A 20,850-nucleotide genomic window follows, 5' to 3' on the forward strand; every position below is an offset into this window, starting at 1 on the left:
CCTTCGATCTGATGACTACCCCTCTACAACATAATGAATACGCTTAAACTCCTCCGAATCGGCACCCTTTCCCTCTTGGCCGCCCACGTAGCTATGGCAGACCCAGTACCCGAGGACCAGCCACTGCCGGTTCCGACCTACGGTATCAATCTCGGCAATACACTGGAGCCTCCCTGTGGCGAAGGCTGTTGGGGGCCTGCGGCCACTCAGGCCGTTATCGACAGCATCGCAGCCCAAGGCTTCAACGCCATCCGCATCCCCTGCGCCTGGGACAGCAACGCCGACCAGACCACCTTCGAGATCGATCCTACCTACATGGCCCGGGTCAAGCAGGTGGTGGACTGGAGCCTCGACGCGGGCATGTACGTCTTGATCAATTGCCACTGGGACGGCGGCTGGATGGAGAACAACCTCGAGGCGGAGGTTAACCCGCTCATCGACGAGAAGATGGACGCCTACTGGACGCAGATCGCCACCACCTTTGCCGACTACGACAACCGCCTGCTCTTCGCCGGAGGAAACGAGCCCCACATCGAAACTCCAGACATAATGGAGACCCTACTGGCGTACTATCAGACCTTCGTCGACGCTGTGCGGAGAGTTGGCGGAAACAACACCAACCGCTGGCTGGTCATGCCAAGCGTTTCGCCACCTTCCTGGATGGACCACCTCCCCACGGACCCGACCCCCAATCGCATCATGGTCGAATACCACAGCTACATGCCGTCCCTTTTCACCATCATCCACGACGATCCGGAATGGGGCCGATCCATCTACTACTGGGGCGAGGCCTACTTCAACGACGCCGACCCAACCCGCAACGCCACCTTCTACGCCGAAGACGCCATCGACTGGGAGCTGCAGGCTCTGGCCGACCAGTACGTCGACAAAGGCATTCCGGTCCTTATCGGCGAATTCGGAGCCTACCTGACCAAGACCCTTTCCGGGACGGAAGCCGAATACAACCGGGCCTCCACGCTCTATTGGAACAACTACCTCGCCGAAGGGGCCCGCGCCCGAGGGATCAGCCCCTTCCTCTGGACCATCCAAAGCGACATTTTCGATTGGAGCACCGGCGCCGTCCTAGATCCCGAAATGGTCGACATGGTGACCGGCGGAATCGCGCCCCCGCCGCCAAACGGAGCTCCCTTCGCAGTGACTGGCCTGACCGCGACCAACACCGGAGAAAGCCAGATCGACCTCGCATGGAACGCGGTCGACGGAGCCACTAGCTACAACCTCCACCGAGGCGCGGGATCCGGACTCCCGGCTGCCGCCGAGCCCTTCGCTACCGGCGTCACCGACACCACCTACACCGATACTGGCCTCAACGACGGCACGACCTACTACTATCAGGTAGTCGCCGTGAACGACGCCGGCCCCTCCGGCTTCACCACCGAAGCCCATGCCACCACCCCCGGCACCAAGCCCGACCCAACCCAATTCCACTTCGAAGCCGACACCCAACGCTGGAAGGCAGACGGAGGACAAATCTCGAATGTCGCAATCTCCGCCGAGCGGAGCTTCGCGGGCAACCGCTCCCTAGCCGTAAATTTCGACGGCACCTCGGGCGGCACTTCCTCCATCTCTCTCGATCGAGCGGTCGTACCCGGCGGAGAGACCGTTACCTTTCACGTCTGGATTCCCGAAGGCAGCGCCATCACCAGCATCGAGGCTTGGCTGCAGGACAAGAAATGGAACGCGAGCCAGACCACGTTTAACAACCTGACCGCCGACTCCTGGAACACGCTCGAATTCACTGTTCCAGAAAACGCCATCGTACCCTTTGTGAACTTCGGACTGCGCTTCACCACCAGCGGCGCCTGGACCGGCACCTGCTACGTCGACTCCATCAGCTGGAGGGCCCATGAGAATCCATTCCGTCCCGTAGGCCTGGCCACCACCTCAGGCTCTACCAAGGTCACCCTTGACTGGGACGAAACCGATCTGGCCACCAGCTACAAGATCCAGCGCTCGACCACCGAAGCGACCGGCTATGAAACCATCGCGTCCGCCGATACCACCACCTTTACGGACAACGCCCTCGATCCAAACACCACCTACTACTACGTGGTCGTCGCAGTGAACGAATTCGGAGAAAGCGTGGCCTCCACCATCGTATCCGCCATTCCCTCACAAACCATCGAGGAATGGCGTATGGAAAATTTCGGTACGACCGAGAACACCGGCGAAGCCGCCGACGGCGCCGATCCCGACGGCGACCGAGCGACCAATTGGCAGGAGTACATCAGCGGCACCGATCCGAAGGATCCAAAAAGCGTCCTCGTCATCGAACGTCTCACCTTCGACGAAAACGACATCGTCGTTCGCTTTCCCACCGTCGAAGGCAAAACCTACCGTCTCGAAAAATCCTATACACTGCTCGCCGACTCGTGGAGCATCGTGCAGGACAACATCGCAGGCACCGGCAACACAATAGAGATCACCGATTCCGGCGCCGATAGCCGCTTCTATCGGCTCGCCGTCACACCATAGGCATTCAGAGCATCAATGTTTCAATCACCTCTACTTTCGACCGGCTCCAAAATCAACCGATTCGACCAGATGTCCAAAGCGAAGCGAAACGCCGATTCCAGAGGTGAAGATTCCGCACTCAGCAGCGTCAATGCCTCTCTCGTGAAAAAGCTCCAGCACCAGTCGCACCCTTTCCTCAGATACAGCTAATACGTATCCATAGCTTGGAAACGAGATTAGCCATTTCATCCAATTCGCTGCAGTCGGTCGCGGCAGGGTTTCCAGATCGACAATCACACCGACGCTCGAACAGGCGCAGAGCATGGCTAAGGTGCCGACAACTCCTCCATTGGAGATATCCTTTGCGGCGCGACAGAGCTGACGCTCCGCCAGCTGAGGCAGAAGCTCGAGATTGCGCCGCAATCGCTCGGGAGCCGTCGTGGTGCTGGCATTCCAGAACGGCTTGTCACGTCGGTAGGCTCCATTCAAATCGATTGCTATGACGAGGCGATCACCCGGCCGGGCGTCGAAGCTGGTAAGCAAATGTTTCCCCGCCCGTCCCAATACCGAAGCGCCGAGATAAGCAGGAGCATCCGTCGAAATTCGAGTCGTGTGACCGCCCACGATCGGGACCCCGTACGCCTCTGATGCCGCACGCATACCTTGCCAGATGGCGTCGCATGCCGGACCCTCAGACGCCCAGAGCGTATTCGTGATCGCTATGGGCCGTCCACCCATGGCCGCTACGTCGCTGAGATTCACCATCACCGCCGAATAGCCGGCGAACCATGGATCTTCGGCCACGAACGATTCGAGCATGCCCTCCGAGGCGAAAAGCAAATAACCACCGCTCGCGGTATCCTCTATCGCCGCGCAGTCGTCGCCTAGGCGAGAGCTCCCGCAAACGCTTTCCGCTTGAGTATAAGCGTTATGAATACAGGCCTTTTCCAATACAGACGCATGCCGAGCAAGCCTTGTGGCAAGCTCGCATAAGTCGATGGGCGCCGTGGGCATCTGTGTCATGCGACACTCGCGGCTGGCTGATAGTAGTCGAGATCCGCCCGCATCTTTACATGGGGCAGACCAAAGAGTTCTATCTCTTCCAACGGCTGCCAATGCAAGCGTTCGAAGAAACGGGCGTTTTGCTTCTGAACAGTCGCCAAAAACTCATGACATCCGATCGCATTGGCAGTGGATACCGCCTTGTAGATCAGCCCTGCCCCGATCGCTCCAAGTCCTGCGTTGCACGGCTGCTGATTGCGAACCACCGCTGCCGTACTGAATCGGCGAATACGACGATACTCGGGAGCGACTCCGAGTCGACTTCCATACCAGACGCCGGGCTGGCGCTCGTCGATTCGAACCACACCCATGACGTCATCCTCCATTCCGGCGATGATCGGCTTGCAGACGATTGGGATCATGTTCTCGTCAATCGCATCGCGATCGTCGTCCTGAAACACGCCCTGTTCATGGCAGAAGATACGGCGGCGCAAAGCGTGAAAACCGGCGAGGTCTTCCCTGCTCTGGGCAAGCTTGAATACAAAGTCCTGAGGCTGAAATGCTCTGAATCGTTCGATTAGCATGGATGGCGATCTGGGTTCGGATTCTTCAAGCAGTTTCAGCGCCGATTGCCTCGGCTTTCATTCGTTGCAGAGCAGGCCAAGGTTCCACCCCATTTCTTCGCTTCACAATCGCCTGAGCGATGTGCGTAGCGTCCTCCGCGATCCCAGCGAATCGGGACGATCCCCACGTGTGTAGCCACGGCAAGCCTAGGAAAAATAGCCCCGGCGCCTCTGTGACGCCACGCTTGTGCTCAGGCAATCCGCGCCGATCGAAAATGTCGATTTCGATAAAGGAAAAGTCGGGCTTGAAGCCGAGACACCAAATCACGCAGGAAATATCGGCGGTTTCGAAATCGAGCTCGGTTTCCTCTGGCGACGGCGGGGTCCAACAGGGAACATAGGGTGGCTCCTCGGGAGCATCGATTCCCTTGGCCGCGATGTAGTCGTCGATGCGCTGACAAATGCCCAAGTAGGAGCGATCCGCTTTGTCCAGCTTCTCCTTCACGTCAGGGCGCGAGCGGAATCCCTTCTCCGTGACCTCCTCGAGGTAGCCGTAGAGCTTCATGCCATCGAGGGCGAAACGGCGCAGGTCGATCTCGCGCCCGCCGTCTCGTCCTGTGAGGTAGTGGTTGGTTCCGCCACGGGCCTTTTCCGGATCGGGATGTTCGTCGTAGCAGGTCTCGTAATAGCCCATCTCCTCGAGCCAAGCGACCGCATCCTTGCCACGATACTTGCGCGGCGAGCGCGGAGCGTTTCCCAGATAGAGATGAACCTGACGACCGGCGAGCTGCAGGTCCTCCGCTATCTGACAACCGGACTGGCCATTGCCCACGATCGCCACCGCTCCTTGGGGAATTTGCTCGGGATTGCGGTACTCGGTGGCGAAAATCTGCTGGATGCGGGACGGGATCCGATCGAATCCCTCAGGGCGCATAGGGATGTGGAAGGATCCGATGGCGCTGACCACGTTCTGGCAAATCCAAGTCCCGATGCTTGTCTCCACTTCGTAGCCAAGGTCCGACTCACGGACCGAGAGAACCGTCACGCCTTCATGGATTGGAGCCGTCACCTTCTGCGCGAAGCGTTCGACATAGTCGACGATTTCGTCCTTGAGCATGAAGCCGTCCGGGTCGTCGCCATCGTAGGGATGCTCCGGCAAGCGGCATTGAAAATTGGGCGTGACCAGACAAAAGCTGTCCCAACGCTCCTCTCGCCAGCTATGGGCGACCCGGTTCTTTTCGAAAATAACCTGATCGGTCACGCCGTATTTGCTGAGTTGATACGATACGCTGAGCCCAGCTTGGCCTCCGCCGATGATTACGACTTCGACGCGTTTGTATTCGTTTTTCATTGGTATCTATATGTTGGTGATCTTTAGAAGCGCGTCGCGTTCGAGAGCCGAGCTCCAGCGTTCGATATTTGCGAGCGATGTAGTGGCTCCGCTACACGCGAAACCATACTTAGCCTCCACTCGAGCGGAGGCCTCGTTGAGAGCGATCTTCGCTTTGGATACGAATTCTTCGACAGTGAGAGTCTCGTCGCGCCTAAAGTACTCGCGAACGACGGACGAGGGAGAGTAGCAGTCGCGCACGGATCCATCCGGCAGCTTCACGGAAAAGGGTGTTTCTGGCATGGTGCTGGATCTCGTTTTTAGGCCGCCGAGCAGCCGCTGGACTGAGGGTTCTCGAAGCTAGAAAGCGAAGAGCAGGCGCCGCATTTGGCGCAGCCGGCTTTTTGCTTGTCGGAGGTCATGCTCGCCTGCGCCAGCATTTCGCCGATCGGAGATAGGACCGAGCGCATGAACTCCGAACTTGGAGCCGATCGATTCTCGAGCTGGGTCCCGGTGACCGGCACGAAGGGCACCACGAAGGGATAGACGCCGATCTCGATCAGTTGCCGCGATGCGTCGATAAGTCCTTCTCGGGAGTCGCCCAGTCCCGCGAGCAGATAGGTGCTGACCTGACCGCGACCAAACACTGCTACCGCCGCTCGAAAGGCTTTCAAATAAAACTCGACTGGCACCTCCGCCTTTCCAGGCATGATCTCAGCCCGCACGTTCTCGTCCCAAGCTTCCAAGTGCATGCCCAGCGTATCCACTCCAGCGTCCTTGAGACGATGAAACCAAGCGAAGTCGTCGGGCGGCTCGCACTGCGCTTGAATGGGTAACCCAGTCGCGTCCTTGATAGCCTGGGCAGTTTCGGCTAAAACCGCCGCACCCCGATCGCTGGTGACCGGCGTGCCGGTAGTCATGACGACTTGCTTAATCCCATCGAAGCGTTGAGCAGCGGCTGCCACTTCCGCTAGCTGGGCAGGGCTTTTGCGCGGTATGGTGCGGCCCGCCTTGAGCGATTCGCCAATGGCGCAAAACTGGCACTTGGTACGCTTGTCTCCGTAGCGTATGCAGGTTTGCAATACAGTGGTGGCCAGCACGTCCTTCGAGTGCAGGGTCGCGATCTTCCAGTACGGCACGCCTTCGTCGGTGGTGAAGCTGTAGAATTTTGGCTGAGGCGGGTAGCTGACGAAGGCAATTCGCTCGCCTTGATGCAGGAGCTCGACGCGGCCATCGGACAGCGTTCTGCCGACAGCGAAAGGCGACGAAGCGGCGGCATGGGTATGGACTGGCACCATGATGGTGGTCCCCAGCACAGTCATCGCCTTGTGGTCAGTCGGTCCCGCACCGCCGACTCGCGACGAAGCGCCTTCGTCCGTCGTCAAACGAACGCCGTGGGACTGCAATTCCGACAACAGGAAACTCTTCTGCTCGAAGATTCCTTCGCTATACGGGCTGGTATTCGGATACGCTTTCATTGTTTTCGATGGGTTCGATGTCGCGTTCGTTCAAGGAAGTGATCGCGGGTTGCGGCGCCTTGTTGACTGAGAGCGAAAACAGGTCCGGACGGGAGTAATGGCCCACCGAATCAAGCATGCGCTTGCGCTTGGTGATCTGCTCGAAATCGAGATCGGCAATGGCGATGCCCTCTCCTTCGGTGATCGGTTCGCAAAGATGCGAACCGTCCGGTCCGATGATAGCCGAATAGCAGCCACCGCTGAGGGCCTTCTGCATCTTCGGATCGTCCGTGAGGGCGGCGCGCTGTTCGTCGCTCAGCCAGCCTGTCGAGTTGACCACGAAACAGCCCGCCTCCAGAGCGTGGTGCCGGATGGTTACCTCGATCTGGTCGGCGAAGATCTGCCCCACCATCGACCCGGGAAACTGCGAGCAATGGATCTGCTCACCATCGGCCATCAACGTGTAGCGAGCCAGCGGATTGTAGTGCTCCCAGCAAGCCAATGCGCCGATCTTTCCAACGGCGGTATCCACAACCTTGAGACCGGATCCGTCGCCGCGACCCCAGATCATGCGCTCGTGGAAGGTGGGGGTGATCTTGCGGCGCTTCAATTTGATCGCGCCGTCGGTGTCGAAGATCAGTTGCGTATTATAAAGCGACCCTCCGTCGCGTTCGTTGACTCCCACACAGAGAACCATGTCAAAATCGATGGCGACGCGCGACAGGGTTTCCGTCGTTGGCCCCGGAATCAAGACCGCTTCCTCGTAGAGCGAAAGGTGCGCCCGTCCTGTGGATACAGGCGGCTCTACGAATGAGAAGTAAGGATAATAGGGCACAAAGGTCTCGGGAAAGACAGCGAGCCGCGCGCCTTCCTTCGCCGCGTCGGACACGGCGTCGCACATGCGGCTGACGGTTGCGGCCCCGCTTTTCAGGTCGGGCGCTAGTTGGATGGCGGCGGCTCGGATCATATCGTGTATTCGTTTGAGAGTTACACTGTCCAGGAATCCATGATCACCGCGTTCGCCTTCTTGTGCAGCAGAATGCAGTCGAGCACGTCGAGCGGATTGATCGGGATGATGCCGGGAATGAACGCCTTTTCGGTCTGGCCGTAGAGAGCTTGGGTCGAGAAGCGGCAGGCGTAGACTTTGCCGCCCTCTTCCATGAACTTGCTCAAACGTTCGTTGACGAAAAGATGCCCCGGAAACGCTTCGTCACCCAAGGTCGGAAAGCCACGCTGGAAGCCCATGGTGACCCCGGGGCCGTAGAGGAGGATGGACGTCTCGTAGCCCTTACGCAGAAGACGGGTCGCGGAAAGCGTATTGACGATGCTGATCGAGCCTTCGAAGGCGACAGTGTGAAAGGTCACCAAGGCCTTCTCGCCTGACTCCGCTTTGACGTCCTCGAAAACTTTCTCTTCGTAGTCGACGAGGAAGTCCCCGTCCTTGTGCATCGGTTTATCTACTTTTGGCATGATGTGATGGATTAGTATTGAGTTTCTATTTCAGGATCTCGACCGCCATCGGGCGTCTTGACGTTTCGGATTTCAGCACCGGTGGCGCCATCAGATAGCGTTCGATCAAAGATGAGCGGGGTTATGCGCGCACATCGTTGCGCACGATTCCTGCTGTCACTTTTGAAGCATGAACACGCCAATCACCATGGCCGAGGTCGCCCGAGAGATCGGCGTCTCCACTTCCACTGTATCGCGAGCCCTGCGCAACGATCCGCGCATCAGCGTCGAAAGGCGCGAACGCATCAAAGACGTGGCCCAAGCCCTTGGCTACCGCCCAAATCCGCTGGTAAGCGCCTTGATGAGCAGCCGGAAATCCCATTTCGACAAAGCCGCAACGAACACCATCGCCCTCGTCACCGACTACGGAGGCTCCACGCACTGGCGGGTCAAAGACGTTTGTCGATGGGAGTTCGAAGGCATAACGAAACGCTCAGAGGAGTTGGGCTATCGAATCGAGGAATTCGCCCTCCCAGAATACAAAGGCGATGCCGAAAAGCTGTCGGAAGTGATCTTCAACCGTGGCATCCGCGGCGTCATTCTTGGTTTCACCCGGGAGCGCCAGAAGAAGAACATGATAGAGACCGAACGTTTCGCGGTGGCCGGCTTGAGCGCCTATTTCAGAAAGGCAGATGTCGACCGAACGAATTTCCACGGTCTGTACAACGTGCGCCTCGCTCTGGAGGAAATGCGCAAGCTCGGCTACCGAAGAACGGGGCTGGTGGTACCAGAATTCAACAACCGCATTTCCGGCGGCCAATGGACTGCCGGCGCCTTGGACTGGCAGCGCGCCCTGCCGATATCCGACCGTTGCGCCCCCTTCGCCCCGACCGTCGAGGATTCCGAAGCAGCGTTCCGCCGTTGGATGGAACAAGAGCAGCCAGACTCTCTGCTCGTCTACAAACTCCCCGTATCCACCTGGCTTTCGAAGCTCGGACTGAGAGCGCCTATCGATATCGGCATCGCCTACCTTTTTCGCACGCAGGAAGAAATGGATTCCGCAGCGGGGATCGATGGAAACCTGCAGCAAGTGGGAGCTGCGGCCGTGGATCTCGTTGTGGGCAGTATGAATACCAACCAAGCAGGCCTTCCCTCCACCCCGAAGGAAGTGTTGATAAAAGGAACCTGGCGACACGGCAAAACTCTGAAACCCAAAGTCTAGGAAGGTTTGTACCCGTCTGGGACGTGACAGCGCTATCCCTAGTTTTAGCGATAGACAGGCAGCGAGTAAACTTTTATTCTATTGTTCACACCCCAGCGCTGCTCGTTCACTTTAGATTGCTCGCATCCTACCTGTTTCCAATTTTCGGATACAGGAATAACCGAGCGCGGCGTTCCGCCTGGCGGCTAATCAAATCCTATTCTTCAAGGTCCTCCCGCCATTTAGCGAACGAGGCGAATTCAGATCCTCGCCAAGAGAGCTCCAATCGCCTCGAGCAAGGGCTGGCCTATCGACGCCCCTCCTACTCAAATGAAAAAGATAACTTCACTCACAAAAACCGCAGGCGTCGCCTTGGCTCTGGCAGTTAGCGCCAACACCGCCCACGCCCAAAAGTTCGAAGGACTCGCTCCCACGCCCCCGATGGGCTGGAATAGCTGGAACACCTTCGAGGTCGATATCAACGAAGATCTCTTCAAGGAGATGGTGGACCTGATCGTAGACTCGGGCATGAAAGACGCTGGCTACGAGTATGTGGTTGTCGACGACGGATGGGAGGCGATGGAGCGCGACGCGCACGGAAACCTGGTTCCCGATCCTGAAAAGTTTCCCAGCGGCATGAAGGCCCTCGCGGACTACGTTCACTCGAAAGGCTTGAAGTTCGGCATCCACAACTGCGCCGGAACCAAGACCTGCAACGGGCTGCCCGGCGGTCGCGGTCACGAGTTTCAAGACGCACGACTCTACGCGAGCTGGGGGGTCGATTATTTGAAGTACGATTGGTGCTCCCATGGCACCGCAGACGCCAAGGAAACGTATTCAACAATGCGCGACGCCCTGTATGCCGCAGGAAGACCGGTCGTCTACAGCCTATGCGAATGGGGCAACAACGAACCTTGGAAATGGGCCGAAGACGTGGGTCACCTCTGGAGAACCACGGGCGACGTCACCGATTGCTACACCTGCCAAGGCGAATACGATCTGGGATGGAAATTCATCATGGATCTGCAAGTCGGTCTGGAAAAGTACGCCGGACCGGACCACTGGAACGATCCGGACATGCTGGAAGTCGGAAACCCTGGCCTCACCTTCACTGAATCACGCTCACACTTCTCGATCTGGTGCATGCTCGCCGCTCCCCTGATGGCAGGCAACGATCTGCGGGTAATGTCTCCGGAAATACTCGATATCCTCACGAATCGCGAAGCGATCGCGGTCGACCAGGATCCGCTCGGGAAACAGGGCTATCTTTTCATGGATCACCCGACCAAGAACATCTGGGTCAAGGAACTCTCGGATGGCGACTACGCGATTTGCTTTTTGAATACAGGCGACAAGCCCTACACCCAGCGTGTCAACTGGAAACATTACGCCTTCCTCGATTTGGAAACTGGCTACGACGTCTACGACATCTGGGCCGACGAGGTCATCGGAGCGACCGACGAAAATTACGAGTGGGAGATCGCCCCACGCGACGTTCGCTTCCTTCGACTCCGCAAGCGTTAGCAAGCCACGGCCTCAACGCATTCAGATGACAACAAACGCCCTCCTTCGTCCAAAGTGAGGGCGTTTTCATTTCGGAAGGTCCAACCTAAAATCCTACCCTACAAACAAGACGCCAACGGCGCCAAACGAGCAACGGGGCCGATTTGACATTCCTTCATTACCAACGATTGTTTCAATGGCTCCGTTGGTTAATTTTCATCGGACACTTTCGCTGGATTCGTTTCTTCCGCCTCCCCCATTTGCACTGCCCCATGAGCTTTCCGCGTGTAGAAAAAATCTGTCCTGTACGTCAAAGCCTATTGGCAATCGGATCGGCCCTGGCCTGCCTCCTCTTCTCTCAAACGGCATGGGCTATCGATCCGGCAAGGGAAATCCACCAGTACAATTGCCAGACCTGGACTCGCCAAAATGGCTTGCCCGCCAACGGCATCAACGCCGTCACCCAGACCATCGACGGCTATCTGTGGCTCGGCACCCAAAGCGGACTGGTACGATTCGACGGGGTACGATTCGCGTCGATCGACCTGCCCGACGAGGCCCGGTTTCCGAGCCGACTCGTTTCCAGCCTAGACAGCTCTCGGACCGGTGGCCTCTGGTTTGGACTTACCGATGGAGGGTTCGGCTATCGCGACGCGAAAGGCGAGTTTTTCAGGCCGGACAGTTCCATCTGGCCTAATCCGCACCTCGATGTAGCCTCAATATGTGAATTGAACGACGGATCACTCTGGGTGGGCACGTCTTATGGCCTTATCAAACATGCTAGAGAGAATCCCGGCGCCGATATTTTCGACAATCAATTGCACAATGTACGATGGGTTCGCGAAGATGCCCAGAAACGCATCTGGCTAATGACGGTCAACGAGGGGCTGCACTACTGGCAGGACGGCGAGTTGAACCCATTTCCAGACACTTGGCTAACTGAGCACCTGCATAGTGCGGCTGTAGTGGATCATCAAGGACGGGTTTGGGTCGGTGGCACACAAGGGCTACGTTGCTACGATGCCGGTTTTCAACGACTGGAAATTCCCCCGTTCACGCACGATCTGCGATTCCTATTCGTGGATCGAAACGGTGTGCTTTGGATCGGCACCACGACCCAGGGCTTGGCATGCTACAAGAATGGCGTATTCAGTTTTCTCAGACAGGACGACGGGCTAGCGAACAATTTCGTCACCAGCATCTTCGAGGATCGCGAAGGCAGCCTTTGGGTCGGCACCCGCGAAGGCCTGAACCAACTCTCCGATGTCAAATTCCCTATCTACTCCGAGGCCCAAGGGGTGCTCGGCGGATTGTGCCACGGCGTCAGCGCCGCAGCAAACGGAGGGCTTTGGATCAGCACCAGTCGTGGGCTCACCCATTTTGATGGTCGCAATGCTACGAACTACACCGAAGCGGATGGGCTGTTCAACAACTACACAAAACGAACTTTCGAGGCTAGAAACGGCGATGTGTACTTGATCAACGGCAGGCAAGGCATCGACATCCTATCGGAAGGCGTGGTAGTCGCGAATCTTCAAAGCGACAGCTGGCCGACAGCCTTTGCGGAGGACAGTCAGGGCGTAATCGTGTCAGTGGCTGGCACATTGAGAAGGGTCAGCCGCGAGGGGTTCGCTCCCTACGAAATCGACGGCCAAGCTCCCCTGCAAATTCCGTGGATACGCGATCTGCTGACCAGCCGAGACGGCGCCCTCTGGGTCGCGTCCGTCGATGGAATCCTACGCATCAAAGACGGAACCGTAAGGAAATGGACCACTGAAGACGGCTTGGTAAACCACGATGCGTATTCACTATGTGAGGACAACCAGGGTATTATTTGGGCGGGGCTCAGGACTGGCATCGGGCGCATCAAGGACGACCGAATAAAAATCATAAGCCGAAGCGACGGTTTGCTCGATGATACCGTCTATGCCATTGTGCCGGACGATCTTGGCAGTCTCTGGTTCAACTCCAGCCAGGGAATCTTTCGGGTCAGCCTGAAGCAGTTGAATGATTTCGCCGACGGAAAACGCGGGCAGGTGACGTCGGAGGCCTTCAATGCGCAGAACATGATCAAGACCATCGACACGGCTGAAGTGGAGTTCATGGGCTGCAAGACCGCCGATGGCAGGATCTGGTTTCCTACCCCGCTAGGCGCCGTGGCCATCGACCCAGCGAACATTCCAGTCAACCAAGTCGCGCCGCCGGTTCATATCGAACGCGTTCGAGCCAACTCACGGGAGCTCGCGGTCCGCGAAGCTCAAAAGGTGCCGCCGGGCCCGGGCGAGTTAGAGTTCCATTTCACCGCCCCCAGTTTCGTCGCACCGGAAAAAACACGCTTCCGTTACCAGCTGGAGGGTTACGACCCGGACTGGGTGGAAACCGAAAATCGGCGCCAAGCGTTCTATACCAACCTCAAGCCAGGTCGCTATAACTTTCGCGTCACCGCCGCGAACGCTGACGGCGTCTGGAACTCCCAGGCCACGGTTCTTGGAGTCGTATTGCAACCACACTTCTATCAAGCCACTTGGTTCTTTATTCTGAGCAGTTGTGTAGGGCTGGGCGGACTCGTAGGGGCCTATCGTTGGCGGGTTAGCGTACTGCATCGCCGGGAGCAGGAACTGCAAGAGAACAGGATATTGCTTGAAAACGAAGTCCGGCATCGAACGGCCGAGCTCGAAAGCGCCAACCGCGAACTGGAAGCCTTCAGTTATTCCGTCTCACACGACCTTAGGGCTCCATTGCGACATGTCGATGGCTATGTCGACCTTTTGGTTTCTCGATGCCGCGATGGACTGAGCGAGAAGTGTCAACACTATTTGGATACAATAGCCAGCTCCGTAAACAGGATGGGTATCCTGATCGACGATCTGCTTCATTTCTCCCGCACTGGGCGCATCGAAATAAAGCTAAGAAACCTTGATATGAACAAGGCTCTGCAGCTCGCGCTCGACGAGCTCGCAGAGAGCTGCGAGGGCCGCTCCATCAAATGGGTCATAGGAACGCTCCCTCCCGTCGAAGGAGATCTTTCTTTGATCCGTCAGGTCTGGGTGAATCTTTTGGGCAACGCCATAAAGTACACTAGAAATAAACAGAATGCCCGGATAGAAGTGAGTTCCAGAATGGAGGATGGCAAAATCGTATTCACAGTTTCTGACAATGGAGCGGGCTTCGACATGCGCTACGCGGATCGACTATTCGGAGTGTTTCAGCGCATGCACTCCGAGGACGAGTTCGAAGGAACCGGCATCGGGTTGGCATTGGTTCACCGCATCGTCACCCGCCACGGCGGCCGGGTCTGGGCGGAATCGGAAGTAGGCAAAGGCGCGACTTTCCATTTCACGCTACCTCGAGCCCGATAAACAAGGCCCTCGCACCTCTAGAGGTGTACGGAAACGCCCTATCAGCCGCACCCAGCTACATTCGCAGTTCTGCGTTTGCTTGTCACGCCTCCGGCTGTTTCGGCATGGGCGCAAAAAGCGCTACGGCTTGGCTACGGGAATGAACGTGAAGCTTTTCATAAATCCGCCGAACATGCGTATTCACGGTTTGATAGCTTATGCCTAAGTCTGCCGCAATCTCCTTGTAGAGATGTCCTTGAGCAAGAAGCCGAAGCACTTCGGTCTCACGTTTCGAAAGGTCATCGGATGGGTTCCTAACGGGTGCAGTGCGATTGAGAGACTCGACCACCTTCCGAGCAATGCTACTGGTCATTGGCGAGCCGCCCGCGTACACCTCGCACACCGCTGACAACAGAGCTTTCCGATCGGTGGACTTTAGCAAGTATCCAGTCGCTCCCGATGACAGCGCATCGAATACATATTCGGAGTCCTCGTAGGCTGTTAACATGACAAACTGAGTCTGCGGCAGGCGCTCCTTCAGCCTTTTGACAAATTCGATTCCACTCAAGCCGGGCAGGTTAATGTCTACCAACGCGACGTCCGGAACGATCCTATCGATGCGAGACATGGCGCTTTCCGCGTCCGCGTAGCTTCCCACACAGGCAAATCCTGGAGCCTCATCAATCCATTCAGTTAGCAGCTCGAGAAGCTTCTTGTCGTCATCGATCACGGCAACGGTGACGATCGAGTTTTTCGATGAAAGAATGTTGTCGTTGGTCATGCTCGAATGGAGTGCGACGTTGAGACAAAGCGTGCGCCAAGCCGGCGAACCCTCAGCTGACATTTGCCCGGCGCGCTTTTGCCCCAAAGCGACGCCAACATAGATTGACTCTAAGGGCACGGCAAGCGCCCGAAGACGAGTTTTCGTGGATTCGCAACTGCTAAACCGAAATTTTACCACTCGGAAAGGCAGGCCGCAAGCGTCGACCTCAATGCGCCTTCCGCAGGCCCATTCCACGATAAACCTCTTGGCCTTGCAAATCGACGAATAGAGTGAAAAATTGCGATCGCGTAGGTCGTTTGCGCCCATGGACTTCTCCGAATCTTCCTCGTAACCCCTGACATCCCCAGCCCTATCGTTTCATGAACCAACTTGGAAAAATACTATTGGTCGAGGACGACTCTAGAGATGTCGAGCTCACCTTGATGGCCCTTGAGAAATACAAGCTCTCAAACAAGATCGTGGTGACTCGAGACGGAGTGGAAGCCTTGGACTACCTATACAAAAGGGGAAAGTTCGAAAACACATCAAACGATCTTCCTGTGGTGATCCTTCTTGATCTGAAGATGCCCAGAATGAACGGAATAGAGGTCATCCGAACTTTGAAATCAGACGAGCGAATGAGGATCATCCCCATCGTCGTGCTCACTTCTTCGCAAGAGGATTTGGACCTCAAAGAATGCTATAGACTTGGAGTGAACGCGTATGTCGTAAAGCCCGTCCGCTTCAGTGAATTTGTTGAAGCTGTAGAAAACATAGGCGTGTTCTGGGCATTGCTAAACGAGCTACCGAAAGTCGACTCCTGAAGGAAACGCCATGATCCAAGATCAAATCAAAATCCTCCACCTGGAGGACGATCATAGAGACGCGGATCTGATTGAAGCGCGCTTGGAGACGGCGGACATCGACCTCCGCATTCAGCATGTGCAAAAACGCCAGGACTACGAGGGAGCCTTGAAGGCGGGGCACTACGATCTTATCCTAGCCGACTACAAACTTCCCGCCTACGACGGGATCTCAGCCCTGCTCCATAGAAACGAAAACCATCCCGAAATTCCCTTCATCTTCGTATCGGGAACGATCGGCGAGAAAGCGGCGATCGAAGGACTGACCCAAGGAGCTACCGACTACATTCTCAAGCAGGACATGACCCGGCTCCCTTCCGCGATTAGTCGCGCCATCAGCGAGGCTAAGATCGAACGCGAACGCAGGGAGGCCGTGGAATCGCTTCGGGAATCCGAGACCAAGAAAACGCTCTTGAACACGATAGCGTCCATGTACCTATCCGCATCGGAGGGACTTATCACCGCGGACATCCTCAACTTCCTGGTTGGGTTGTTCGATAGCGAATCAGGTTCCTGTGGTTACTTTCTGGAGGATGGCGAGCTTGTCGTTCCGGATTTGGGCAAAAGCATTTGGAAGCCGTTACGGGCAGAATCCGGCGATACCAAGATCGCTAAGGAGCATTGGGAGAAAAGCATTTTGCATCCTCCCATCAGCGAGTGCCAGACCACTATTTTTCAGGCTCCTTGCGGGCTCCCGGGAGACGCTGCCGAATGCGAACATATGGTGTTCGCTCCCGTAGTAGACAGCGGCAAAACCATTGCCTTCCTGCTGCTGGGAAGAAGCCGCTCCCCTTATTCCAAGGAGGAGATCGCCCTTCTTGAGGAAATCGTCCGATTCATCTCGCCAGTCCTGAACGCAAGACTGGAGCGAGACAGGTACGACCGGCTTCGTCATCAAACAGAGATGAAGCTCATTTCCGCCAAAGAGAAGGCGGAGGAAAACGACCGGCTGAAAACCGCCTTCCTCCAAAACATATCCCACGAGATTCGCACACCGATGAATGCGATCTATGGATTTTCCACCCTTTTAGAAGATCCAACGCTTACCCTCGAAGAACAGAAAGGATTTATCGAAATAATCCGATCGAGCAGCACCCAACTGCTTTCGATCGTAACCGATATCTTGACCATTGCATCCATCGAAACCCATCAGCTGGATTCAAGCTTTGACACAGTATCCATAAAATGTATACTAGCTGAACTTTACACGATATTCCAACCGCAAGCGACCGAGCGCGGCATACGTCTTGTCGCTCCGCAAGCGACTACGGACGAAGATATCAATATCGAAAGCGATCGCTCAAAGCTCGTCCAAATCCTCAGCAATCTACTTTCAAACGCATTGAAATTTACCCATGAGGGATCTGTCGCATTCGGATATTCGATACAAAAGGACAGCGAGCCAAACTATCTCGAGTTCTTCGTCAGAGACACTGGCATCGGTATCGATCCCGATGCTCAGGAGGTCATTTTCAATCGCTTTCATCAGGCGGCCAAGAGCACGCACGAAGTCTATGGGGGGATGGGCCTGGGACTCTCAATATCCAAGGGCCTGGTGGAGTTGCTGGGCGGCAGCATTCGTGTCCAATCTCAGCCCGGCAAGGGTTCGACCTTTTTCGTCACCTTGCCCATTCCTTCGAAAGAACAAGCCGATACTCGAAGCCGATCCGAGGTAGAGACCAAGACTTCTACAAACAGAATTCGTAGAAAGGCCCTCATCGTCGAGGACGACAAAAATAGCTACGTCTATCTGGAGAGAGTGCTTCGAGATTTGGGCTACCAGACCGTGGGGGCCAAAAACGGGAGCGATGCCGTCTCTGCATGTCGAAACGACAACGATATAGAGCTTGTTCTGATGGATTTGAAGATTCCTATCCTAGACGGCTACGAAGCGGCAAAAGCGATAAAGAAGATCCGCCCAAGTCTTCGCATCATCGCTCAAACCGCCTATGTTCAGGATCGAGACAAACTACGCGATACCGAGGCATTCGACGACTACATCGCCAAGCCGATGAACAAAGAGCAGATCGAAGAACGGCTTAAACGATGAGCCGGTTCCGCTTGAAGTAAACGCCTCCATTCCCTCTGTCTCCCACGGAAGCGGTGAGGTTCTCGCCCCTGCCACTCGCCGGGGAACCCAGCGCCCCAAACGCATCGTTTGCGTTCATCGAGTCGCGAAACCGGGCCACTCGCGACCTGACAGGGCGGACCTGCATCGCAGATCGGGCAGCCGAACTGCCCCAACCCCCATGGCAGATCGACCTCAGAGCGATGATCGTCAGGCGGTTTGTCGCGAGAATTCGGTAATTGTCACCCATTTATTCATCACTCGACGAGAATCGACGTTCCTAGCTCACCACCCCACAAAGCTATGAATAAAATCTCGATTCTAAAACTTCTCTTCAGCGTATCGCTCCTGAGCTGTGCGCTTTCCCAGCAAAACCTCTTCTCGGCTGACTCACCCGACTCCACTGAAGCGAAACGCTCATTGCTGCTGGGCAACGAACGCTTTGTTTCCGAAGAGTCTATTCATCCCAATTTGCAAATGGATCACCGAGCGAGCCTCGCAGCCGGACAGACTCCATTTGCCACTGTCATCGCTTGTTCGGACTCGCGCGTTTCCCCGGAACTGATTTTCGACCAAGGGCTTGGCGACCTCTTTGTCATTCGCGTCGCAGGAAACGTGGCAGACGTAGATGAAGTAGGATCGATTGAATACGGTATTGGCCATCTGAATACTCCCCTGCTCGTCGTCCTTGGTCACACTCACTGCGGCGCAGTGACAGCCGTCGCCCAGTCGCATGAGGTCCATGGTTCCATCCCGCAGCTCGTCGACAACATCAGCCCGGCGGTTGCTCGGGCTAGAGCGAAAGCCACCAAAGCATCGCAAGCGGACTTGGTGGCTCATGCTGTAGTCGAGAATGTATGGGTCTCGATAGAGGACCTGCTGGACCGTAGCGAAGTCGCACGCTCTTTGCTCCAGGCAGGCTCGCTGCGCGTGGTCGGCGCCGTCTACGATATCGAAACGGGACAGGTCGACTGGCTTGGCGAGCATCCCAAACAATCGGAATTGGTGGCACGAGCGGTCTCCTCAGAACGCCAGGACATCCACGAGCAAGAGTACAGCGACCAACACGAAGCCCTGGATCTGGATTTTCTCGAGATGAAGCCGGTAGAAACGAATACGCTGCACTGGGTCCTCGTCGGTCTCGGTGGACTCCTACTGGGCGGAGCGAGCATATTCTACGCGTGCAAGGCCCTGCTTCCCAAATGGCGAGTCGGACATCGGCTCGGGGCTGGTTTTTCCGGAATGGTCGCTCTGGTACTGCTCGCTGGCGGGATCGGTTTCGAGGGAATGCTGACCGCCTACCGAGATTTTGAAGCATACAGATCCGACAGCCGTCGAACCATTCTCCTTTCCGAAATCGACATCGCGTTTCTTGAAGCCGAAATCGCAGCCAACGACTTCGCTAGCGACGGCTCCAATAGATCCAGAGACATTCTGGCGGAAGAGCTGCAATCGCTACGCCAGATCTGCGAAAAAATCCCAGTTCACTTTGACGACAAGCAGCATCTAGCGACCCTGAAAGAAGTGACCGATAGCCTGGCCCTCTACGATAAGCTGTTTTCGGAGATCGGAGACGAGACCGCCAGCGCGAAAAGAAAGACCGTGCTGGCAAACATGGACGCCTTGGCGGGTCAAGTTGAGGGCTCTCTCATTGAGCTCACCAACAAAATCGTAAAACGCCAGACGGATGCCGAACCCGTAATTCTGTCCGACCTGCTCGACTCCAAAACGCTCGTGGCAATGGTATCTGTCGTTTCGGTTCTGATCGGCCTATTTCTCTCCGTATCGATTTCCAGATCCATCATAAAACCGCTGGGATCCATTTCCGAGGATCTTCAAAACGGGGCCCACCAAACCTCCGTTGTCGCTTCGCAGGTTTCGAGCACCAGCCAAGACTTAGCCCAAGGATCAGCGGAACAGGCCGCTTCGGTCGAAGAGGCTTCGGCAAGCCTCGAAGAGATCGACAGTATCGTCTCGTCGATCTCCGAAAGCCTTCAACAGACCGACGAACTCATGGGAGACGTTCGGCAAGCCGTTGGCGAAGGCGTGAAGCGCATGTCCGACATGTCGCAAGCGATGGACGACATTCAGCACGCGAGCAATGCGGTCGGAAACATCGTGAAGACGATCGACGAAATCGCCTTCCAGACAAACATCCTCGCTCTCAACGCCTCGGTAGAAGCGGCTCGAGCCGGATCAGCGGGGTCTGGATTCGCAGTGGTCGCAGACGAAGTGAGGAATCTCGCGAAACGCTGCGCCGACGCGACACGCAACACGGCGAGCCAGATAGAGAGCACCATCGCAACGACCGTCGTCGGAGTCGAAATCACGAGTGAACTGGGCAAAAGCCTTTCCGAGATCATGGAACGCACCGAAAACATAGCCAAGCGGACCCATGAACAAGCGAGGTCCGTGAGCGAACAACGAAGCGGCGTTCGCCAGCTAAACCTAGCAATGCGACAAATCGACACCGTCGGACAACAAAACGCCTCGATATCGGAGGAATCCGCCGCTGCCGCTGAAGAGCTTAGCAGCCAGTCGGAATTGCTGAACGAGACCGTGATCGAACTGCGAAGATTGGTTTCAGGCGTGAGCTCAAGACCGAAAGCTCAAGTCGGCATCGCGAAGAGAGTCAGGACGAATAGGAGCAGAATCGACCACTCCCAGCCCTTGTCTTTTAACTGATCTTCGCGCTTTGCCTACGCCCGCTTCTCCACGATGCGAAGTCGCCATCCCTAGTTTTAGCGATAGGCGACTGATCGGTATTCGCCTACCCTATCCTGCTCAATCACTTGGACGATCCCTCCTAATTGTCCCCATCATTAGGATACGGGATCG

At 56.3% G+C, this 20,850-nt stretch carries 15 protein-coding genes; 7 read left to right on the forward strand and 8 right to left on the reverse strand.

Features of this window, described 5'->3' with window-relative positions; genetic code table 11:
- Nucleotides 1–33 precede the first annotated feature (33 nt).
- Nucleotides 34–2,496, forward strand: a complete 2,463-nt coding sequence (locus QEH54_RS04035) for a cellulase family glycosylhydrolase (RefSeq protein WP_309017341.1) — start codon at nucleotides 34–36, stop codon at nucleotides 2,494–2,496.
- A gap of 30 nt (nucleotides 2,497–2,526) precedes the next feature.
- Here QEH54_RS04035 and QEH54_RS04040 read toward each other — a convergent pair whose 3' ends face one another.
- Genes QEH54_RS04040 through QEH54_RS04070 form a run of 7 tightly spaced genes read right to left on the reverse strand, consistent with a single transcriptional unit; the run spans nucleotide 2,527 to nucleotide 8,297 of the window.
- Nucleotides 2,527–3,498 carry a sll0787 family AIR synthase-like protein gene (locus QEH54_RS04040; RefSeq protein ID WP_309017342.1) on the reverse strand — a complete coding sequence of 324 codons (972 nt, stop codon included), beginning with the start codon at nucleotides 3,496–3,498 and terminating at the stop codon, nucleotides 2,527–2,529.
- Complete coding sequence (locus QEH54_RS04045) at nucleotides 3,495–4,061, reverse strand: MSMEG_0567/Sll0786 family nitrogen starvation N-acetyltransferase (protein WP_309017343.1); 567 nt, start codon at nucleotides 4,059–4,061, stop codon at nucleotides 3,495–3,497. The genes QEH54_RS04040 and QEH54_RS04045 overlap by 4 nt, the downstream gene beginning before the upstream one ends.
- Nucleotides 4,062–4,086: 25 nt before the next feature.
- Nucleotides 4,087–5,391: an MSMEG_0569 family flavin-dependent oxidoreductase gene (locus QEH54_RS04050; RefSeq protein ID WP_309017344.1), complete on the reverse strand. Its 1,305-nt coding sequence runs from the start codon at nucleotides 5,389–5,391 to the stop codon at nucleotides 4,087–4,089.
- Nucleotides 5,392–5,397: 6 nt separating this feature from the next.
- Nucleotides 5,398–5,673 (reverse strand): MSMEG_0570 family nitrogen starvation response protein, encoded by a 276-nt coding sequence (locus QEH54_RS04055; RefSeq protein WP_309017345.1) that lies wholly within the window; start codon nucleotides 5,671–5,673, stop codon nucleotides 5,398–5,400.
- A gap of 17 nt (nucleotides 5,674–5,690) precedes the next feature.
- Nucleotides 5,691–6,848 (reverse strand): MSMEG_0568 family radical SAM protein, encoded by a 1,158-nt coding sequence (locus QEH54_RS04060; RefSeq protein WP_309017346.1) that lies wholly within the window; start codon nucleotides 6,846–6,848, stop codon nucleotides 5,691–5,693.
- Nucleotides 6,817–7,794, reverse strand: coding sequence for a Nit6803 family nitrilase (locus QEH54_RS04065; protein ID WP_309017347.1), 978 nt, complete (start codon nucleotides 7,792–7,794; stop codon nucleotides 6,817–6,819). The genes QEH54_RS04060 and QEH54_RS04065 overlap by 32 nt, the downstream gene beginning before the upstream one ends.
- A gap of 20 nt (nucleotides 7,795–7,814) precedes the next feature.
- A complete protein-coding gene (locus tag QEH54_RS04070; protein WP_309017348.1) occupies nucleotides 7,815–8,297 on the reverse strand; it encodes an MSMEG_0572/Sll0783 family nitrogen starvation response protein in 483 nt (160 codons plus the stop codon).
- Nucleotides 8,298–8,466: 169 nt separating this feature from the next.
- Here QEH54_RS04070 and QEH54_RS04075 point away from each other — a divergent pair, with 169 nt between their 5' ends.
- The 3 genes from QEH54_RS04075 to QEH54_RS04085 all read left to right on the forward strand — a co-directional run bounded on the left by QEH54_RS04075 (nucleotide 8,467) and on the right by QEH54_RS04085 (nucleotide 14,339).
- Complete coding sequence (locus tag QEH54_RS04075) at nucleotides 8,467–9,498, forward strand: LacI family DNA-binding transcriptional regulator (RefSeq protein WP_309017349.1); 1,032 nt, start codon at nucleotides 8,467–8,469, stop codon at nucleotides 9,496–9,498.
- Between the two features lie 309 nt (nucleotides 9,499–9,807).
- The gene (locus QEH54_RS04080) at nucleotides 9,808–11,001 is read left to right on the forward strand and encodes a glycoside hydrolase family 27 protein (protein ID WP_309017350.1); all 1,194 of its coding nucleotides are present in this window, start codon (nucleotides 9,808–9,810) and stop codon (nucleotides 10,999–11,001) included.
- A gap of 251 nt (nucleotides 11,002–11,252) precedes the next feature.
- The gene (locus QEH54_RS04085; RefSeq protein ID WP_309017351.1) at nucleotides 11,253–14,339 is read left to right on the forward strand and encodes a two-component regulator propeller domain-containing protein; all 3,087 of its coding nucleotides are present in this window, start codon (nucleotides 11,253–11,255) and stop codon (nucleotides 14,337–14,339) included.
- A gap of 82 nt (nucleotides 14,340–14,421) precedes the next feature.
- Here QEH54_RS04085 and QEH54_RS04090 read toward each other — a convergent pair whose 3' ends face one another.
- Nucleotides 14,422–15,408: a response regulator transcription factor gene (locus QEH54_RS04090; RefSeq protein WP_309017352.1), complete on the reverse strand. Its 987-nt coding sequence runs from the start codon at nucleotides 15,406–15,408 to the stop codon at nucleotides 14,422–14,424.
- Between the two features lie 53 nt (nucleotides 15,409–15,461).
- Here QEH54_RS04090 and QEH54_RS04095 point away from each other — a divergent pair, with 53 nt between their 5' ends.
- From QEH54_RS04095 to QEH54_RS04105, 3 genes are all read left to right on the forward strand, one after another.
- On the forward strand, nucleotides 15,462–15,905 hold the full coding sequence (locus tag QEH54_RS04095; protein ID WP_309017353.1) for a response regulator: 444 nt from the start codon (nucleotides 15,462–15,464) through the stop codon (nucleotides 15,903–15,905).
- Between the two features lie 10 nt (nucleotides 15,906–15,915).
- Complete coding sequence (locus QEH54_RS04100) at nucleotides 15,916–17,994, forward strand: response regulator (protein ID WP_309017354.1); 2,079 nt, start codon at nucleotides 15,916–15,918, stop codon at nucleotides 17,992–17,994.
- A gap of 321 nt (nucleotides 17,995–18,315) precedes the next feature.
- A complete protein-coding gene (locus QEH54_RS04105; protein ID WP_309017355.1) occupies nucleotides 18,316–20,697 on the forward strand; it encodes a carbonic anhydrase in 2,382 nt (793 codons plus the stop codon).
- Nucleotides 20,698–20,850 lie beyond the last annotated feature (153 nt).

It is taken from the genome of Pelagicoccus sp. SDUM812003, assembly GCF_031127815.1.
GTDB lineage: Bacteria > Verrucomicrobiota > Verrucomicrobiia > Opitutales > Opitutaceae > Pelagicoccus.

What these genes read in the sequence shown, in the direction of transcription:
- QEH54_RS04060 (WP_309017346.1), bottom strand. Translation starts at nt 6,848, where the DNA reads ATGAAAGCGTATCCGAATACCAGCCCGTATAGCGAAGGAATCTTCGAG.
- QEH54_RS04035 (WP_309017341.1), top strand. Translation starts at nt 34, where the DNA reads ATGAATACGCTTAAACTCCTCCGAATCGGCACCCTTTCCCTCTTGGCC.
- QEH54_RS04055 (WP_309017345.1), bottom strand. Translation starts at nt 5,673, where the DNA reads ATGCCAGAAACACCCTTTTCCGTGAAGCTGCCGGATGGATCCGTGCGC.
- QEH54_RS04105 (WP_309017355.1), top strand. Translation starts at nt 18,316, where the DNA reads ATGAATAAAATCTCGATTCTAAAACTTCTCTTCAGCGTATCGCTCCTG.
- QEH54_RS04090 (WP_309017352.1), bottom strand. Translation starts at nt 15,408, where the DNA reads ATGGGCGCAAACGACCTACGCGATCGCAATTTTTCACTCTATTCGTCG.
- QEH54_RS04095 (WP_309017353.1), top strand. Translation starts at nt 15,462, where the DNA reads ATGAACCAACTTGGAAAAATACTATTGGTCGAGGACGACTCTAGAGAT.
- QEH54_RS04100 (WP_309017354.1), top strand. Translation starts at nt 15,916, where the DNA reads ATGATCCAAGATCAAATCAAAATCCTCCACCTGGAGGACGATCATAGA.
- QEH54_RS04050 (WP_309017344.1), bottom strand. Translation starts at nt 5,391, where the DNA reads ATGAAAAACGAATACAAACGCGTCGAAGTCGTAATCATCGGCGGAGGC.
- QEH54_RS04075 (WP_309017349.1), top strand. Translation starts at nt 8,467, where the DNA reads ATGAACACGCCAATCACCATGGCCGAGGTCGCCCGAGAGATCGGCGTC.
- QEH54_RS04085 (WP_309017351.1), top strand. Translation starts at nt 11,253, where the DNA reads ATGAGCTTTCCGCGTGTAGAAAAAATCTGTCCTGTACGTCAAAGCCTA.
- QEH54_RS04040 (WP_309017342.1), bottom strand. Translation starts at nt 3,498, where the DNA reads ATGACACAGATGCCCACGGCGCCCATCGACTTATGCGAGCTTGCCACA.
- QEH54_RS04045 (WP_309017343.1), bottom strand. Translation starts at nt 4,061, where the DNA reads ATGCTAATCGAACGATTCAGAGCATTTCAGCCTCAGGACTTTGTATTC.
- QEH54_RS04070 (WP_309017348.1), bottom strand. Translation starts at nt 8,297, where the DNA reads ATGCCAAAAGTAGATAAACCGATGCACAAGGACGGGGACTTCCTCGTC.
- QEH54_RS04080 (WP_309017350.1), top strand. Translation starts at nt 9,808, where the DNA reads ATGAAAAAGATAACTTCACTCACAAAAACCGCAGGCGTCGCCTTGGCT.
- QEH54_RS04065 (WP_309017347.1), bottom strand. Translation starts at nt 7,794, where the DNA reads ATGATCCGAGCCGCCGCCATCCAACTAGCGCCCGACCTGAAAAGCGGG.